Raw genomic sequence first — 19,778 nt, 5'->3', positions numbered from 1 at the left:
GATAAAAGACATGATAGATTTGAAAGCTAAACCGTTTCATCTAGATGATGAGGGGATTAAATGGGTGGAACAAACCTTAGCCTCTCTGGATTTGGCGGGCAAGGTCGGGCAGTTATTTTGCCCGATCGGGTTCACCGAGGATAAGACGCAGCTGGCACTTTTGACACAAGGGATTAAGATTGGCGGGATTATGTTCCGTCCCGGTCCAGGAGAGATGGTGCAAGAAACACATCGCTACTTGCAGGATACATCGGATATTCCGCTGCTAATTGCAGCTAATCTTGAAGCAGGAGGTAATGGTTCTGCGGCAGAGGGTACTTTCTTCGGTAAGCAGCTGCAAGTGGCGGCGACGGATAATACCGAAATGGCTCGTAAACTTGGTATCATTGCCGCGCGGGAGGGTGGTGCTGTAGGCTGTAACTGGGCTTTCGCACCCATTCTTGATATCGACTATAATTTCCGTAATCCGATAACCAATGTTAGAACATTCGGTTCTGATCCGCAGAGAGTAGCTCGCATGAGCAAGGCGTACACCGAAGCGATTCAAGAGCATGGCATGGCGGTATCTATTAAACACTTCCCTGGGGATGGCGTTGACGAAAGAGACCAGCATTTGTTGACCTCTATTAACTCACTTTCAGTGGAAGAGTGGGATGCTACCTTTGGGAAGGTATATGCGGATTGTATAGAAGCTGGCGCACATACGGTTATGGTAGGGCACATCGCTCATCCTGCCTATTCCAGAGAATTACGTCCGGGGATTACAGATTTGGAGATTATGCCTGCAACGTTAGCTCCTGAGCTTTTAAATGATTTATTGCGTAACAAGCTCGGCTTTAATGGATTAATTACTACAGATGCTACGCCAATGGCGGGATTCACGATGGCAATGAAGCGGGAGCTAGCGGTTCCGACATCCATCGCTGCAGGTTGTGATATGTTCCTATTTAACAAGAGTTTAGAAGAAGACTTTGCCTATATGATGAAAGGAATTGAGACCGGCATTCTGACGGAGGAGCGCGTGAACGAAGCAGTGACTCGTATTCTTGCAGTGAAAGCTGCGCTGGGACTTCATAAGAAGAAACAACAAGGCACGCTCGTTCCAGAAAAAGAAGCCCTTGCCGTCCTTGCTTGCGAAGAGCATGTATGTTGGGCTCAGGAATGTGCAGATGAGTCAGTTACATTAGTAAAGGATACACAGGAGATGCTCCCCATTAGTCCTGAGAGTCACAAACGTCTACTGGTATTCACACTAGGAGGCGAGGAAGGATTATTCGGAGGGGCAGATATTGCACCGCACTTCATTTCCAAGCTAAAAGAGGAAGGATTCGAGGTAACGCTCTTTAATAAGAGTGAAGTTGATTTCAGTGCCATGTTCGGAGGTGTAAAAGCGTTAACGGATCACTATGATGCTGCGGTTTATATCTCAAATCTGGAGACCCATAGTAATCAAACCGTTGTACGGATTAATTGGGCACCTCCATTTGGGGCAGACATGCCATGGTTTATTCAAGAAATGCCAACGATGTTCATTTCTGTAGCCAATCCTTATCATTTGATCGACGTCCCGCGTATACCAACGTTCATTAATGCCTATTCACCAAGTAATTATGTGGTAGATGCACTGATTGAGAAGCTTGTGGGGCGTTCCTCCTTTAAAGGAGTTAATCCTGTGGACCCGTTTTGTGGCTATTGGGATACACAACTATAATTAGAATTCATAGAGATCTGTAATAGTATCAAGCGATTGAATAGGATAGTTCTATTCAATCGCTTTTTTTATAATATAATAGGACATAATACATATATTGAGAGAGTGAGAGGAGGGTGCTAGTTGCAAAGCTACACCTACGAAAATATTGAGATGGACGATCATCTTCCGGTCCACATGTTTTTGCACAGTACCCATCAGGTCCCGAATCATTGGCATGATAGCATTGAAATATTATTCGTACTCAAGGGGAAACTTGAACTTTTCACAAAGGACAGATTTAGAGAGTTAAATGAAGAAGATTTGTTCTTGATTAATGCTAATGAAATTCATGCGATTAAAGCTGAAGAGAATAATTTGGTGCTAGCGCTGCAAATTCCAGTTTCTTATTTACTTCTGATTGAACCTCAGATCGAAAGAATGTTATTCGATTGTAATTCTGCGGCTGCTAGCTATGAAGAACAATCTAAGTTTGATGAACTTCGTACATTGCTGGCTGAGATGATGCTGCTCCACAATAAGCGCCCACAAGGGTATCATCTACGCATACAGTCCTGTCTTCTTAATTTAACTTATTTACTCATGCAAGGATTTCGTGAACAAGACCAAAGTCCTGAGAAACATGATGATAAGCATCGTGAACGGCTATTGCGAATTACCTCTTATGTCAAAGAGAACTACAATCGGGCAATTAACATCCAGCAGTTAGCCCTTCAGGAGTATTTGACCGTTCCCTATTTGTCGCGTTTTTTCAAAGAGTATATGGGTACTTCCTTTACCAAATATGTGAATGCGGTGCGTTTGGATAAAGCTGTAAAAGATTTGACGCTTACCAATCTATCTATTACACAGATCGCTCATGATCATGGGTTTCCCAACCTGAAATCCTTTAATGCGGTGTTTAAAGAGTTCTATCGACAGACGCCTGGAGAATACCGGAAGACCGTCTTGGACGGACGCAGTTCATTTCAGAAAAGCAGTGTGGCCCAGTTTAACTACTTTGACATGAATCCCACACAGGCGTTTGAGTCGCTTTTCAAATATCTGCCTAACAAGAATTTATCAGCTACTTCCAATCTACCAGTTGCCCTTCATATACATAAGCAGACCCATGAGATTTCGGTAAAGTCTAACCAAAGCAAGGAGCTTGCGCATACTTGGAAGAAGCTCATGACGGTAGGAAAGGCCAAAGAGGTATTGTTTGCAGAGGTACAAAGACATATCAAGCAAATGCAACAGGAGATTGGGTTTCAGTATATACGGTTTCACGGTATTTTTGATGATGAGATGATGATTTATGGCGAGAATGAGCGGGGAGATGTGAGCTTAAACTTTGCTTATAGTGATTCATTATTTGATTTTTTACTGTGCTCCGGATTGAAACCGTTTTTAGAGCTCTCTTTTTTACCACGCCAGCTTGCGGGAGAGGGAGCTACTTCTGTTTTTTATAAAAAGAGCTTGGTGGGTAGTCCTAAGGACCTCGGTAAGTGGAATCAGATGATTCATCAGTTTATTACGCATTACATTCATAGATATGGCATTCATGAAGTGAGGCAGTGGTATTTCGAGGTGTGGAACGAACCGGAAATCCATATTTTTTGGCCAGATACTTATGAAGCTTACTGTGAGCTGTTCATTTCAACATTTCAAACCATCAAATCCATAGATTCTGAGCTACGTGTGGGGGGGCCAGGTGTTTTATCTCTTACGTTAATGCAGTCAGATTGGCTGACAAGGTTTATGAATGATGTGTGCAGACGAGGCGTAAAGCCTGATTTTATATCCTTTCACAGTTATCCGTATGATGAATCGTTAAAATCAACTCAAGTGATTCAGGTGGATTATGAAGAGAATCCGGATGTGTTGTTTCAGAAAATAGAGCTTTCAGCGGATACAGAATATTTATCGCGAGTCATTATTAAATTGAAGAAAACCATATCGGAAGCTATGGGAAGTGATGTTCCTGAACTGCATATGACAGAATGGAATGCCACAGGCTCTCACCGTGATTTAGTGAATGATACATGCTTTAAGGCAGCCTATATCGTAAAAAATGTACTGGAAAATATGGATGGTCTCCATAGTTTTGGTTATTGGACGGCTACGGATTTGCTAGAGGAGTTCAAAATGTCGTCAGAAATGTTTCATGGAGGTTTGGGGCTGATGACATATAACGGGATACCAAAGCCATCCTTCTACGCGTTTAAACTACTTGCAAAATTAGGCCGCCAATTCATTCATCAAGGGAAAGGATATTACATTACTAGTAGTGATATGGGGCTGCAGGTGTTGATGTATGCTTACGCGCATATCGATTCATTGTACCAAAAAGGTGATGCCTCGCTCATTAATCGCACGAATAGATACGATGTGTTCGAAGAAGGTGGAGACATAGAGTTGACGTTGGAGCTTGCAGATATTCAGCCTGGCTCGTATACGATCAAAAGACATACAATTAACAAGCAAAATGGAAGCGTTTTCGACCTGTGGGTACGAATGGGGGCGCCTCATCCTATAGATGCTGACACCCTTAATTATTTGAAGCAAGCCAGCTGCCCGCAACTGACCTTTGAACAAGTCGAAATAACGAGCACCTATTCGTTAATTAGTAAGTTGTCTCCGCATGAGGTGCAGTTGGTGGAATTGATGCGCTTATGATGGGGTTATTTACAACTGGACAGAATCCTGGGTTCGTTAGACAAAGTTCCTCGGAGTATTGCGGTTGAAGCTTGGATAGCTCTGTGAAATAGTAGCTGATCATATGATTACCACTTGCCGATCCATTCTGAAATGACAGTGATAAAAAAGTGTGGACATGACTGTAATAGTACTTCGTTTCCCGTTTAGGTAGCCTGTATACATGTGGAGGCGCGTAGGTAACAACATCAAAGAGATTGGCATAACGGTAACTCTTGCGGACATATTGTTTAAAAGCATTAACGAAGTTCGGATCCCCTACACGTGGTGAACCATAGGTGTACAGAATAGGTGAGATGTGCGAGGTGTTGGCCGCAAGATCAATAGCACATAAAGTGGCGAGTGCTCCGCCAAGACTGTGACCAGTAATGTATAAGGTCTTATCGGGAGATAACTTAGCGAGTGTAGAGATAATCCCATCGCGCGCTGATGAGTAGATATTCGTGAAACCGCGGTGGGTAAGGGTATCTTCTTTAATGTAATTGAATCTCTCTTGTGAGGCCATAACGTTTGACATCCAATCGGTTGTGGAGCTGGTTCCTCGGAAGGCAACGATAATCTCTTGTGGAGATTCCAAAATAAATCCAAAGCGTTCCCACACCTCGCTGATGGATCTTGCTTCAATCGTATCCACGATCTGATAATCTAATGGAACGACGAACGAACCCTCTTTATTTGAGAACTGCGCATAGGTCTGTCCGCAGATAGCAGCTAGAAAGATAGCCCTTTGCTCTTGATCATTTTTTGTACCCATGTGCATCCCGCCCCTCTTCCTAAACTATATTAGGGGGACGAGGGAGAGATTCCTATATCATGCGAGACCCTGTACTAATGTGAAAGAGCTAAATTCTACACCGCTTGAATACTTACTTCAGATGATCTGTTATTAGGAGGTTTAACGATATGAATCTAACTTTAGTGTGCGTAAATGATTAAATTACTTCGAAAGTCAAAAGTTCAGCGACGCTTAATGATTTCATTTCTGCTGCTTGCTATTATCCCACTGTGCACCTTCGGCTTTCTAGCTTACCATAAATCGAATGAAGCAATCACCTCTAAGACAACTACCTTTGTAAATGATATATTACGCCTCTTAGGAAGCAAGATCGGAACAGAAGTGGCCAAATATGAGACTTTCGCCGATCAAATCATGTTGAATGGAGATATTCAGCAAGCACTGCTCCGCTACAATAGATTGAGTGATCTTGATATTAGTAACATACATAAGAAGTTTGAAGACACTGTGTTAAGCGATAAATTTTGGTTGTTTGCTACAATCAAAACACTACAGATTCTAACTAATAATGGACAAGTTCTGTACGATTATGGATACGAAGAATTTACTACAGAGGATAAACAGCGAATATTTGCTCAGGCCAAACAGAATAAAAGTGCAGATATCTGGACCACAGCCCATACGACAGCTGGTGATAATATCCTTTCATTGGCTAGGAGGATTCCACTTTCATATGGATCGGGTGAAACTGTGGGGTTCGTCATTATGGGGATTGATGAGGAATTATTCTCACAGATTTTGTTTGGAAGCATTAATATGGGACAGGGTAGTGAACAAATCATTATGAATGATGCAGGAGAAATATTGACGAGCAACAACCACTTGTTTCAGTCGGATCAAGATTTGGAAGCTAATCGTACTTTAAATCATTTGATTAATTCCCGTATGGAGACGGGGACAGTAACGCTGCGGGCAGAACCCTACTTTTTCTTAAATACACATAATGAGGTACTTCATTGGAATGTAATTAGTTTAATTCCGCAAGCCTACTTGAATATGGGATCTGTAGAGATTAGAAATGAAATGTTCTTCATTGCCGTCATATGTGTAGTTGTTTCATCCTTATTTGCAACCTTCATCTCTGTTAGTATCTCCACCCCCCTTAAGAAGTTAGTGAGTGGAATGAACCAGGTCATGCGAGGTAATTTAAAGGTAGAAATAAACGACAATCATCCAGATGAAATCGGATACCTTTCAGGGAAATTTGAAGCCATGATCGAGGAAATCAAACTATTGATTGACCGTGTGGAGCAAGAACAGGCACAGAAGAGGGGTATTGAGCTACAAATGTTGCAGGCACAAATTAATCCGCATTTTCTATTTAATACATTGAGTTCGTTAAAATGGACGGCGATGCTAAGTCAGGCGGATAGTGTAAGCAATGGTTTAGGTGCACTGGCTGAATTACTTCGAAGTACAATTGTTCAGAAGAATGAACGGATAACGCTTGGGGAAGAGCTTCGGAACATCAAGAACTATGTCGTTATTCAACAAATAAGATACGGGATGTCATTACAGGTTGATGTGCAAATTCCTGAACAGTTAGTAGATACTCAAGTGTTGAAATTTTTGCTTCAGCCCATTGTAGAGAATTCGATTATTCATGGACTAAGCGGTGAGAATATGGAACCTAGAATTACAATGACTGCTGAATTGAACGGAGAGGTGTTAAAGATTAAGTTAAGCGACAATGGGAAAGGGATGAGTGCTGAGAAGTTACAGGAGATATTGCAACTTAAAGATAATCATTCAGAGAATCGATTAGCAAATATCGGTATTGGAAATGTACGGGAGAGAATCAAATTACATTATGGAGACCCCTATGGATTAGAGATTTGGAGTAAGCCTGATCAAGGCACGGATGTTATCATCACGATACCTTATATTTCTACACTTCAGGAGGACTCAGCTGATGCGGATACTAATTGTGGATGATGAGAAAATAGTGAGGATTGCACTCAGTACACTAATTAAATGGGATGAATATGGTTTTAAATTAATGGGTGCTGTTGCAGATGGATACAAAGCTCTTGAGGTCATAGAGAGTGAATCGATCGATATCGTGATTATGGATCTAGTGATGCCTAACATGGATGGACTTGAATTAATCCGAACGCTCAACGAACGCAAATTCACTGGGAAGTTTGTTGTGCTTAGTAATTATGATGATTATGCTTATGTGCGGGAAGCCATGAAGCTTGGAGCAGAAGATTATATGTTGAAGCTGACGCTTAAGCCAGATGAGCTGATTCTCTTGCTGAAGAAGATCTCGGAGCAATTATTAATGGAACGAGAGCTTAAAGAACAGGACATTCATATGAAAATTAAGCTTAATGAAACGCAGCTTCAGCAACGGAACACCATATGGAGAGAGCTTCTTTTAGATCAGGAGCAGGACATGGTTTATTTGTTGCAAGAAACACAGAAGTACGAGATACCCTTCGATAGACTTGCTGGTAATCTTATTATGATAAGAATCGATGATTATGTGGAGGCGCTAAGTAACGGAAAAATTAATAACAAGAGACTACTTAGCTTTTCTATAGCGAATATTGTGAAAGAAACCGTGTCTGATCACTTTGCATTTGATTTCATAGAGATGGAGAGTCATCAGTATATTGTTATAGTTTATGAACAGACAGGTTATTCTGACGAATCCAGTTGGTTACTGTTAATGAATAATTTAGTGCAGATGCTTAAGCTGTATTTGAATTTAAGTGTCAGCGTTACATTAAGTGATGCATTTGTAGGTTTGAAGCAGCTGAGAGAACAATACACATTGTGTCTGCGAGCATCTACAAACAACTTTTATACGGGGCCTGCATCTGTCTTGGTTGCTGGGCATTCAAAGTTAACACAGTCACTACACTCCATTAACTATGTGGAATGGTTGGATCAAGTCAAAGCAGCAGTTGAAGTAGGGAACACAAAGCTAGTATTGGAGAATATAAGCATATTATTTAATGAGGCAAAACAAATCAAATGGGACCCTTCAGCCTTAAAATTTCACCTTTTGGGATTATTATCTGACCTAGACAACTTGGTCTTAAAATGGAACACACAAGTACTGTCGTTCACTGAACAAAATAGGGTAGGGGCAACAACGCTCTTAGAAAGTTTTGAGAGTGATATTTCACAAGCTGAGTCTATGGAAGGGCTTAGTCTATCTATTGAACAAGCGATGCAGGAAGCCATTAATCTATTGTATCAAGTTAAAAGTAATATTTATCGCAAAGAAGTACTTCGAATCACGGAGATTTTGCAGGAGAATGTTGAGAATAAAATAACGCTTGACCGTCTCGCTCAAGAAGTAAATATGAATGTTAATTACTTATGCCGTGTATTTAAGCAAGATACGGGTAGAAGCATTGTTCAATATATGAATGAACTAAAAATCAATAAAGCGATTGAATTGTTAAAGCTTCCGGATACGAGGATTAAAGAGGTGGCTTCACAGGTGGGGATAGATGATCCGTTTTATTTTAATCGGGTATTTAAGAAGATCGTGGGGCTTAGTCCTTCAGATTTCCGTAAGAAATTACTCGCAACTAAATAAGTCCAAGGAGGAGGCACCTGTTATGAAATATGTGGAATCTATTAAAAATAGTTTAATATTCGCAGGTGTGATCCTATTATTATGGGCTAGTGCAGGATGTACTCCTTCAGATTCGAGCCTGAGCAAAATACAATCCTCCCAAGTGAAACATGAGTTCGCGAACAAAATTCTGAACTTAGCTGTATTTGAGGGAGGGCAAGGAAAGGATTATTGGCTTGCGGTGAAACAACGATTTGAATCAGACTATCCAGGGGTAACTGTTAATTTGACTGCAAGCCCCAAGATCATGGAAATACTTAAACCGCAAATCGCAGTTGGTAATCCACCCGATATCATTTATATCTCACAGAGTGAGACGACAGGTATGATTGAAGAAATGTTAAGAGATAAATTATTACTCGATTTGACGGATGTATTTGAAGGGAATGCTCTCGATAATCAAGAACCTCTTAAGAATAAAATGCTGGATGGTATTTTAGATTATGCTAATCCCTTAGGGGATGGAAAAATTTATGCCGCACCGTTCTATACCTCTCCAATGGGGCTAATCTATAACAAGACTCTTTTTGAGAAAAAAGGCTGGAAGCTCCCAGAGACATGGGATGAATTCTTGAAGTTAGGTGAGCTCGCTAAGAAGGATGGAAGATCACTATTTACCTACCAAGGTTTGTTTCCGGGTTATTTAGAGTCTATTTTCTGGCCGTCAGTGGCATCTGTAGGGGGGATGGAAGACGTCTGGAAGGCGGAAAATTATGAGAAGGATGCATTTAGGTCCGATTCCGTCAGACAAATAGCTGAGGTGTTGAGTGCTATAGCACAAAAAGGTTATGTCATGCCAGGAACCGTTAAGTTAAGCCATACACAAGCACAGGCTGCTTTTCTACAAGGTAAGGCATTGTTCATTCCCTGCGGAATATGGATAGAGAATGAAATGAAAGGCACTCCACGCGAAGAAGGATTCGAATTTGGTTTTCTCGCACCACCTGTGTTTAATAAGGGGGATCAGAGGTATGTCATGTCCTATTTGGATAGCCTGTTTATTCCCGCCAAGGCGAAGAATATTGAACTTGCCAAGGAGTTCCTGCGTTATCAATACAATGATGATATCGTTCAATTAAATGCGGAGAAATCCAAAGGTATAGTCACGGTTAAAAATGGTCTGGAAATCGTAAAGCCATACACTTCTCCAATATTCTATGATTCCGTTCAAATATCTCAAAAAGATGTAGCACCGATTGTTTTTCAATGGAAACAAGCATCGCAGCTAGTCATCAAAGACGTAGAGGCAATATGGAACCCAATAACTGGCCTAATGAGCAATACGCTGACTGTTAAACAGTGGCAAGATGAGGTTGAGAAAATAACCAAGAGTGTGCGGGAATTAAGTTCTTCTAAAGAATAAACCTGTTTATTGAGTGTCCTAAATCGTACAGGTTTTGTTCAATTCTGTTAATGGTAGCTTTAGCATTTAGCAGTGTAAAATTGGATTAACTATATGGGATTGGATGTGACGTGAATGAGTGTAGTCATTTCAACATTAACTCTTGAAGGTGCATTATTAGAAGGAGAGAATCCTCTTCCAATGTTCAGAAACAGAGACCATCATACAAAAGTGGGGGATAATGGTACACTTACGCCAGAATTGAGACAGCAGCTGGGTGAACATACAGGTGGGAGATATTTACCTTATCGCATGCAGGATCGCTATACACGTGAAAGAAAACCGATGGTTATGAAGTCGATTGTATTGGAAAATGACATCTTAAAAGCAGTCTTTTTACCTGAGTATGGAGGTAGACTCTATTCGCTTAAAGATAAACGTACGAACAAAGATATTCTGTATACTAACCCAGTCTTTCAACCGGCTAATTTAGCTATATTAAACGCTTGGTTCTCTGGAGGGATTGAATGGAATGTGGGACAGGTAGGTCATACCTTTACGACCGCATCTCCCGTACATGCTGCCAAATTGATGGATGATAAAGGCAATGAATTTCTAAGAATTTATGAATATGAGCGTTGTAAAAACATTTTTTGGCATATTGATTTTCATCTTCCTCAAGGGACTAAGGAACTCTCTGTCTATGTAAGAATCATTAATGATAGCAAAGCGTCGGTTCCTATGTATTATTGGACAAATATTGCAGCACCGGAAACCTTGCAATCAAGAGTATTCTCATCCACTAGTAAGGTTATCTATATTGATCATCAAGTGAAGGGGTTTGGATTGGGAGATTTGCCAGTGCTTCCTTCAGTTCCAAATGAAGACTCGTCATATCCAATGAGAATTCCTTTCTCTAACGAGTATTTTTTTCAGACAGAAGCAGATTATAAATCCCCGTGGGAAGCGATTGCCTATGAGGATGGTAGTTTATTCTACGAACGTTCGACTAGCCTCTTAAGATATCGTAAATTATTTTGCTGGGGCAACCATGCAGGTGGTAGAAGATGGTGCGATTTCTTAGCGAAGCCAGGCGAAGGTAATTATGTTGAGATACAAGCAGGGCTTGCTCCAACACAGATGCATGGAATAGACATGCCTGCGAATTCAATATGGGATTTTACTCAAATATTCGGTGTTACTCAGGTGGATGCACATAAGGCAAATCAAAGCGATTGGTCTGAGGCTCGGGATTTTATTGAAACGCAAGTCAATGAACAATTGCAAGAAGATGAGGTGTATATTCTTCATGAGAAGTTGCAAGCTTATGCTAATTTAACACCATCAGAACTATTGCACTCAGGCTCAGGCTGGGGAGCACTTGAGGACATTCGTAGAAAAGCTCATAATGAAAGGTCGATTCCGGATGGATTTTTATTCTTGGAATCCAGTATTGCAGCACCGCAACTTCCATGGTTAGCCCTGTTACAAGAGGGTGGTTTGCCAGAGGGAGATATGCAAGATATTCCGGCCTCTTGGATGGTCCAAGAAGAATGGATGGAATTGCTTCGTACCAGTCTAGAGCATGCAGATAATCAAACGTGGGATTCCTACTTGCATTATGGCACTATGCTCTATGAGCATGGAATGGAAGATCAAGCTATAACTGCGTGGCATCAATCGCTTGAATTGAAGCCGTCTGCTTGGGTTTATCGTAATCTGGCGATTACCTCTGAACAGAGAGGAGAGGCAGATCAGGCGATGGTCTATTATGAACTGGCATATTCTTTATACAATGACTTTCCAGACAGAGCATTTGCAGATGAGTATATTAGCATGTTGATTAGAAATAAACAATTTGCTAAGGCTTGGAGTGTGTACGAATCACTTCCTGAAGAGTTCAGGCAAAGTGATCGTCTCCAAATTATTATTGGAGCTGCTGCTCAGGAGTTGGATCATAATGAATTCCTATTAAACTTATTCCAGAAAGAATTTGCTGTGATTCGTGAAGGCGAAGTTACGATTGTGGAGCTATGGTATAAATTTCAAGCTAAAAAGCTAGCGGAGAGCCGAAATACTGTATTATCTGAAGAATTAATGAAGGAAGCTATCACCCTATATCCACCGCCTAATAACATTGATTTTAGAATAGTGGGAGCTTAACCAAGAGAGAGTTTCGATGATTTTAATCGAAGCTCTCTTTTTTTTAGGATGCTGAAGGTGATTAAAATTTAGATAAAATTGTGCATGCTTTGTTCAATATCGTCGATGTTAGACCTGAGTTGCTTCGTTATATACTTACTTGTGAAAGCACTTTCATATTTGAGGGGGATGCTACACACGTGAAAAAAAGACAAAAGAAGCTCACAGGTTTGTTGCTTGCTATGTCGATGGTTCTAATGTTATTGGCTGGTTGTGGATCAAGCAATACAACGAACAAGGCTGCCCCGCCTGAAGCAACTAAGGAGAACACCCCTACAGCTACAACTGAGGCTACCACCGAAGTTAAAGCTACTGGACTAGAAGGTAAGGTAGTGTTCTGGTCGATGTGGAGCAGCACTGAACCACAAGCGAAGGTTATTGAGTCTGCAGTTGCTGAATTCAAGGCAGCTAATCCAGAAGTTGAAGTGGATCTGAAATTTACCGGTCGTGATATCTTAAAATTGATCAAGCCTGCTTTGGATGGAGGAGAGCAAATTGATATCTGGGAAGCCGATCCAGGTAGCCCAGCTGGTATTCAAGGGATGAAAGATTACGTTATGAAGCTTGATGATTTGCTTGCGGAGCCATCCATCGGAATGGAAGGCAAGTCAGTAAAGGATTCAATGATTCCAAGCTTGTTAAGCTGGATACAATCGCTATCCACAAAGTACGGTTTAGAAGAAGGTATTTATTCGATTCCGCAGCAACCGTATGCAGTACTCTTTTTCTATAACAAGGAAGTGTATGAGAAAGCTGGGATAACAAAAGCACCTGCCACTTGGGAAGAATTCCTTGCAGATGCTGAAAAAATCAAAGCAGCAGGTTCAGCACCGCTTACCTTCGATGACGCATATCGGGACTTATTTATTGGATCCTATCTGGCAAATGCGATGGGGGCAGATTGGGTAAGCCAGCTTGTACAGGATAAGACCGGTGAGATGTGGAATGATCCAATCATTCTTCAATTCGCTAAAGATATGGCTAATTTAAACGCTAAAGGTTTTTTCTCTAATAAAATTGCCGGAAGTAAATATCCTGCGGCTCAGCAAGATCTCGTGCTTGGTGGTTCTGCCGCTTATCTAAATGGAACATGGCTTCCGAATGAAGTGCTTGCTACCTCAGGACCAGATTTCAAATGGGGCACGTTTCAATTCCCAGATGTTCCAAATGGAAACGGTAAAGGTGGAAAACAAGGGTTGATCTTTGGATCTCAAGGGATGTTCATTAATAAATCGAGCAAGAATGCAGAGGCTGCTTTTGAGCTTATCAAACATATCGTTAGTAAGCAGATACAAGAAAAAATGGCGAAGGATGCACTTGCGATCCCAGCAACTATTGATTCTGAATGGCCTGCGATGCTTGCTGAAGCAGAAGCTGCTTTTCTAAATGCAAAAGAAAATATGCCTTGGGGTGGAGGTATTGGTGATGGAGGAGACTTTACGCTTGCTACCATTGTGCCTACCTTCATGGAACTTATCACTGGCAAACTGAAGCCAGAAGAATTCGGGCCGAAGCTAAGTGCGGAAGCTAAGAAATTCTACACCGGTAAATAAAACATAACAGTTCCAAAATTCCTCTCCGTCACTTCGTTCCCTTTTCTCGAGTCTTTTTGTTCAATCTAGATTTAATGCAAATCTATATGTGGCGGTCAATAGCGGCAGCTGCATATAGATTTTTTAAAGTATAAGGAAGAATAAGTTGCACATTATGATGCGGGGGATACAAAGATGAGAATTAGTAAACCGATTATGATGCTATTCCTTCTGCCTGCTATCCTAGTTTATATGTCGATCTTTTTTTATCCAACCTTGCGGGCAGTGTTTATGAGCTTTTACGAGATATCTAATATAAACAGTAGTATCAGTGAATGGAAATTTATTGGTTTAGACAATTATTGGGGGTTATTTCATAATTCCTATTTTTTAAATTCTTCATTAAATGTGCTTAAGATTTGGATTATTGGTGGACTCATTGTTTTCGTTATGGCTTTTTTCTTCTCAGTGCTTATTTCCTCCGGCGTTCGTTTCAAAGGCTTCTGGAGAGCCTTGATTTACCTGCCTAATACTGTATCTGTTGTTGTCATGTCAGTAATATGGCTTCAGTATGTGTATAATCCGACCTTTGGATTGTTGACACATGTATTTCGCCTTCTTGGACTTGAACAATTAGCTAATATTCAATGGACGGATGACCAGCATTTATTTTTATCCATGCTGATCGCTTTTTGTTTTGGATCAATTGGTTATTTCTTATTAATTCTTGGTGCGGCCATGGATCGGATTCCTAATGATTACTACGAAGCAGCATTATTGGAAGGAGCAAACACAGTATATCAGTTCTTCCATATTACTCTTCCGTTACTCCGTGATGTGTTTAAGACCACGCTGGTGTTATGGACGGTTACAGCCATTAACTTCTTTGTATGGTCTTCCATTTTCGGGAGAAATGATCCACATACGATGACTCCTGGCTATTATATGTACTTGAAGGTATTTGGTGGGGAGAGAATTTCTGATACGCAAGCTTTCAATGTTGGAGCAGGGGCTGCGATTGGTGTATTGATTACTGTTGCAATTATTGGCTTTTCCTTCTTGATTGGTCTGTTGTTTAGGAAGGATCGTTTAGAATACTAGGAAGGAGGAGACAATATGCGTCTTCACTCAATCACTCGAATCATTCGATATGTTCCACTAGTAGTCTGGCTTATCTTTACAATTATTATTTTTGGATACGCATTCCTTGCTTCACTCAGCACGACAAGAGAGATATTTACGAACAAACTGCTGGCGAGCGGATTTCATTTCTCTAACTATACCCGATTATTCGAAGAAACGAAGATCGGCTTGTACTTTTTGAACAGTCTAGTTTATACGGTAATTTCTTGCGTAGGTATTATAGTTGTTGCAGCTCCGGCTGCTTATATATTGGGACGAATTCAGTTTAGGGGAAAAAGGTTAGTTGATTTAATGTTTATCTCGGCATTATCAGTTCCGGGGCTACTGATCTCGATCCCGTTGTTTTCGTTATTTTATTCATTGAATTTAACAGGCTCAACATTTACGTTAATCTTTGTATACATTTTTACGAATGTCCCTTTTGCTGTATTTTTGCTTACAGGGTTCTTTGCATCCATTCCGAAAGAATTGGAGGAATCAGCAGCGATCGATGGATGTGGGCCGATTAAAGCTTTTATCAAAATCATCTTACCTATGGCACAGGCTGGTATTTTGACATTAACGATTTTTAATGTGATGGGGATCTGGAATGAATATTTTTATGCTCTGATCTTTGCTAATAATCCGGATCGACATCCAATAGCATTAGCTCTTCAATCCATCGTAGTAGGATATACAAATACTGGTAATTACTCGGGTATTTTTGCTGCATCACTTCTGGTGTTTCTGCCCACGTTTATACTTTATCTTCTTGTGTCCAGAAAGATCGTTGCTGGGATTACAATCGGTTCTGTAAAAGGTTGAGGTAATAACCACCTAATAATATAGGTGGTTATTTGCGCACCCATAAGGATTTCTTAGGAAACTTAACTTGCGACAAGGAAACCCATACAGTACACTTTCTTTAACTAGTACAAACTAAGATAGCTTGGGAAAGAACTTTGAAAAAGGAAGTGTTAAATAGTGGATTTAGAGATGGTCATGCAGGAGCTGGAAGCGCTTGGCAAGGAACGAACCAAGAAAATATATATGTCTAATGGAGCAAAGGAACCGCTATTTGGCGTGGCTACCGGAGCAATGAAGCCAATCTTCAAGAAAACCAAAATAAATCAGCCATTGGCTGAGGAACTTTACGCGACAGGGAACTATGATGCCATGTATTTTGCCGGCATCATTGCTGATCCCAATGCAATGACGGAAGCGGATTATGACCGATGGATGGATGCGGCTTATTTTTATATGCTGTCGGACTTTGTAGTGGCAGTAACCTTGGCAGAAGCAGATATTGCACAACAAGTTGCCGATAAATGGATCGCGAGTGGTGAAGAGCTGAGAATGTCAGCGGGCTGGAGCTGTTACTGCTGGCTGCTTGGCAGCCGGCCGGATGTTGAGTTTTCCGAAAGCAAGCTTGCTGGTATGCTTGAGATGGTGGAAAATACGATTCATGATTCTCCAGAACGTACCCAATACGCAATGAATAATTTTATGTACACAGTGGCCGTATCTTATTTGCCACTTCATGATAAGGCCAGTGAAACCGCAAGAACTGTAGGGCCAATTGAAGTTGATAAGAATAAGGCAAAGAGTAAATTGATTCACGCGTACGCAAATATTCAAAAAGCAGTCGACAAAGCTCGGCTTGGTTTTAAACGCAAGCATGTAAGATGTTGATCTAGCAGAAGCTTCTAGAGAAGAAAAAGGAAAAAGGATTCCCTGAAACTTCACTCTGCGTTACTATATAGAAATGACTCCAAGTGGGAGAGAGAAGGGGGAAAAGCATACATGGGCAACTTATTGGAAATTTTGCACAAGGAAGTCGTACCGGCAGAAGGCTGCACAGAGCCGATCGCAGTTGCGTATGCCGTCTCCTTGGCGGCAGAGCTTCTCGAGGAAGAAATAACGGGGATTCAGCTGCATCTCAGTGGTAATATTATTAAAAATGCAATGGGAGTGGGCATCCCTGGGACAGGCCAGACAGGTCTGCCTATCGCAGCAGCCCTTGGTGCGGTGGTCGGACGTTCGCACAAGGAGCTGGAAATCCTATCAGGTCTGACTCAGGATGAGCTAAAGCTGGCAAATGACCTGCTTGATCGAAAACTGCTAAAAGTGGAGATAATGGACACTCCTGAGAAATTATATATTGAAGCACAGGTGAAGACAGAGAATCATACAGCGACTGCTATCCTTGCTAAAGAACACACTAATATAGAATATCTGGCTCTGGACGGAAAAAAAGTGACACCTAAGAAGTCTAAAGCAGATTGTGGCAAGCCTGGACTTTCTGATACTGAAGCCTATGAAGGCTCTGTAGATCGGATATTTGAGTTTATAACTACGGCTCCATTTTCAGACCTTAGCTTCCTCTTGGAAGGCGCTCGGATGAACAAAGCGATTTCCGAAGAGGGACTCCGAGGCGATTATGGGTTGCAAGTAGGGAAGAAGATGAATCAGCAATCTGCTGTGAATTTGTTCGGCAATGATGTAGCGAACAAAATTATAGCGGCCACTGCTGCGGCTTCAGATGCTCGTATGGATGGCAGCGCAATGCCTGTGATGACAACAGCGGGCAGCGGAAATCAAGGCATCGCCTGTACGCTTCCTGTTATATCTTTGGCGGAATTACTTGGCAAGGATGAAGAGACGCTGGCTCGGGCGCTTGCACTAAGTAATCTGGTCACTGTGCATATCAAGCATTATATTGGGCGGTTGTCGCCTTTATGTGGATCAGGAATTGCAGGTGGAGTTGGAGCGAATAGCGGGATCATTTATCTCATGGACGGCACTCTTGAGCAGATCAAGCATGGGATACAGAATACGATAGCCTCTTTATCAGGTATGATTTGCGACGGTGCAAATTCAACCTGTGCGCTGAAGATATCCACCTCCACTAATACAGCGATTCAGGCAGCCACACTGGCTATGAACAATATTGCTCCTACGACCAAGGATGGAGTTATTTTCGAAGAGGTGGAAGACACTATCCGCAACATGGAGCGGCTGGTTCAGGAAGGTCTGGCGGATACTGACAAGACCATCTTAAATATCATGCTCTCCAAAGGCGGAGCGAATTAGCTTCCTTTAAGGTAATAATAGGTTAGAACATCATAATTTAAGACCGTCTGGTTCCCTACATGAATGGCAGGAGACTGGGCGGTCTTTTTATCTATTCAATAAGGGTATTTGTTATTGCGAAGATTTGCATTAAATTTTAACATAACTTATTCTGAGATCATAAAGGCATAGACTGATGGTATAAAAAGGAGATATTATGACGGAGAAGATAGATATAGGATGGAACTTTGAGAACAGTTATGCTCATCTGCCGGAATCCATGTTTACAAGGATCAAACCAACTCCTGTGCGTAAGCCGGAGTTAGTTATTTTAAATGAGCCATTGGCTACTACCTTAGGGCTGAATAGCACAGCACTACATTGTAAGGAGGGGGTTCAGAATCTTGCAGGCAATGAAGTCCCTGAAGGTACTGTGTCCCTTGCTCAAGCGTATGCTGGACATCAATTCGGACATTTTACCATGTTAGGTGACGGCCGAGCTGCGCTGATTGGTGAGCAGATCACACCCCAAGGTGAACGCGTAGACATTCAGCTTAAGGGCGCGGGAAGAACACCATATTCTCGTGGTGGCGATGGCCGAGCCGGACTTGGACCGATGCTTCGTGAATATATCATCAGCGAAGCCATGCATGGTTTGGGTATTCCTACCACTCGCAGCTTGGCAGTGGTAACTACTGGAGAAACGATCATTCGAGAAACAGAGCAGCCTGGTGCTATTCTGACCCGAGTTGCTGCAAGTCATCTACGGGTGGGCACCTTTCAATATGTTGCAGCGTGGGGTACTGTTGAGGATGTCCGTACTCTGGCAGATTACACATTACAAAGACATTATCCGGAAGCTGTTTCTCAAGAGAATCGTTATCTTTTCCTGCTTCGGGAAGTGATTGGACGTCAGGCTGAATTAATTGCCAAGTGGCAGCTGGTAGGATTTATTCACGGAGTAATGAACACCGACAACATGGCGCTTAGCGGAGAAACGATTGATTATGGTCCTTGCGCCTTCATGGATGTGTATCATCCAGAAACGGTATTCAGTTCCATTGACCAGCAGGGTCGTTATGCTTATGGCAATCAACCGGGTATTGCCTCTTGGAATCTCGCGAGATTCGCGGAGACTCTCCTGCCATTGCTGGCTGATGATCAAGAACAGGCGATTCTGCTCGCTGAAGAGGAAATTGCAGATTTTAAAGAGCGGTCTTACCATCACTGGCTCTCAGGTATGAGGGCGAAGCTCGGAATCTTCAACGAAGAGGTAGAGGATGTAGCGCTAATTGAGGATCTGCTAGATTTGATGCAGAAATATCGGGCAGACTATACCAATACCTTCCGTGCCCTAACTTTAGAGAAGCTGGAAGAAACCGCTCTGTTTGGTGCAGCGGAATTTACGAAGTGGCAAGAGTTATGGCAGGCTAGACTTAGCAGACAGCAGCAATCGAAAGAGGTTTCGCTGCAGCTTATGCGCAATAGTAATCCTGCGATCATTCCGCGGAACCACAGGGTAGAAGAAGCGCTCCAAGCGGCAGTACAACAGGAAGATTACAGTGTGATGGAGCGATTGCTTAAAGCTCTCTCCAATCCTTACGCGTATTCCCCTGAACAGGATGAATACTCGGCACTACCTGAGGAATCAGCACGTCCATATCGAACCTTCTGCGGCACTTGATTTGCTGATAATGATCTAAATAATG

Annotated in this window: 13 protein-coding genes; 12 read left to right on the top strand and 1 reads right to left on the bottom strand. The window is 41.9% G+C overall.

What is annotated here, in order from left to right; all coding sequences use genetic code 11:
- Positions 1 to 10 precede the first annotated feature (10 nt).
- Together MKY99_RS19750 and MKY99_RS19745 are read left to right on the top strand one after the other, a co-directional pair.
- Positions 11 to 1,711 carry a glycoside hydrolase family 3 N-terminal domain-containing protein gene (locus MKY99_RS19750; protein WP_339265894.1) on the top strand — a complete coding sequence of 567 codons (1,701 nt, stop codon included), beginning with the start codon at positions 11 to 13 and terminating at the stop codon, positions 1,709 to 1,711.
- 123 nt (positions 1,712 to 1,834) lie between these two features.
- Positions 1,835 to 4,369: a helix-turn-helix domain-containing protein gene (locus MKY99_RS19745; RefSeq protein WP_339265892.1), complete on the top strand. Its 2,535-nt coding sequence runs from the start codon at positions 1,835 to 1,837 to the stop codon at positions 4,367 to 4,369.
- On the opposite strand, the gene MKY99_RS19740 is transcribed toward MKY99_RS19745, so the two are convergent.
- Complete coding sequence (locus tag MKY99_RS19740) at positions 4,317 to 5,162, bottom strand: lipase family protein (protein WP_081393246.1); 846 nt, start codon at positions 5,160 to 5,162, stop codon at positions 4,317 to 4,319. The two genes, MKY99_RS19745 and MKY99_RS19740, sit on opposite strands and share 53 nt — an antisense overlap.
- 174 nt (positions 5,163 to 5,336) lie before the next feature.
- On the opposite strand from MKY99_RS19740, the gene MKY99_RS19735 reads away from it, so the two are divergent.
- From MKY99_RS19735 to MKY99_RS19690, 10 genes are all read left to right on the top strand, one after another.
- Complete coding sequence (locus MKY99_RS19735; RefSeq protein WP_339265889.1) at positions 5,337 to 7,139, top strand: sensor histidine kinase; 1,803 nt, start codon at positions 5,337 to 5,339, stop codon at positions 7,137 to 7,139.
- On the top strand, positions 7,117 to 8,760 hold the full coding sequence (locus tag MKY99_RS19730) for a response regulator (protein ID WP_339265887.1): 1,644 nt from the start codon (positions 7,117 to 7,119) through the stop codon (positions 8,758 to 8,760). The genes MKY99_RS19735 and MKY99_RS19730 overlap by 23 nt, the downstream gene beginning before the upstream one ends.
- Positions 8,761 to 8,782: 22 nt before the next feature.
- Positions 8,783 to 10,162, top strand: coding sequence for a carbohydrate ABC transporter substrate-binding protein (locus MKY99_RS19725; protein WP_339265885.1), 1,380 nt, complete (start codon positions 8,783 to 8,785; stop codon positions 10,160 to 10,162).
- A 114-nt stretch (positions 10,163 to 10,276) separates the two neighbouring features.
- Positions 10,277 to 12,304 carry a DUF5107 domain-containing protein gene (locus MKY99_RS19720; RefSeq protein WP_339265884.1) on the top strand — a complete coding sequence of 676 codons (2,028 nt, stop codon included), beginning with the start codon at positions 10,277 to 10,279 and terminating at the stop codon, positions 12,302 to 12,304.
- Positions 12,305 to 12,483: 179 nt separating this feature from the next.
- Entirely contained in the window at positions 12,484 to 13,896 is a 1,413-nt protein-coding gene (locus MKY99_RS19715; protein ID WP_339265882.1) for an ABC transporter substrate-binding protein, read from the top strand.
- 174 nt (positions 13,897 to 14,070) lie between these two features.
- Entirely contained in the window at positions 14,071 to 14,976 is a 906-nt protein-coding gene (locus MKY99_RS19710; RefSeq protein WP_042189741.1) for a sugar ABC transporter permease, read from the top strand.
- 15 nt (positions 14,977 to 14,991) lie between these two features.
- Entirely contained in the window at positions 14,992 to 15,822 is an 831-nt protein-coding gene (locus MKY99_RS19705; protein ID WP_339265880.1) for a carbohydrate ABC transporter permease, read from the top strand.
- Positions 15,823 to 15,981: 159 nt separating this feature from the next.
- Positions 15,982 to 16,689, top strand: a complete 708-nt coding sequence (locus tag MKY99_RS19700) for a DNA alkylation repair protein (protein WP_149646969.1) — start codon at positions 15,982 to 15,984, stop codon at positions 16,687 to 16,689.
- Between the two features lie 111 nt (positions 16,690 to 16,800).
- Positions 16,801 to 18,090 carry an L-serine ammonia-lyase, iron-sulfur-dependent, subunit alpha gene (locus MKY99_RS19695; RefSeq protein ID WP_076299336.1) on the top strand — a complete coding sequence of 430 codons (1,290 nt, stop codon included), beginning with the start codon at positions 16,801 to 16,803 and terminating at the stop codon, positions 18,088 to 18,090.
- A 196-nt stretch (positions 18,091 to 18,286) separates the two neighbouring features.
- Positions 18,287 to 19,753 (top strand): YdiU family protein, encoded by a 1,467-nt coding sequence (locus tag MKY99_RS19690; protein WP_339265877.1) that lies wholly within the window; start codon positions 18,287 to 18,289, stop codon positions 19,751 to 19,753.
- The last annotated feature ends 25 nt before the right edge of the window (positions 19,754 to 19,778 follow it).

Source organism: Paenibacillus sp. FSL R5-0470 (assembly GCF_037975205.1).
Classification (GTDB): Bacteria; Bacillota; Bacilli; order Paenibacillales; family Paenibacillaceae; genus Paenibacillus_AQ.
Note: the sequence above shows the minus strand (reverse complement) of the source record. Positions and strands in the feature narration are given on the sequence as shown.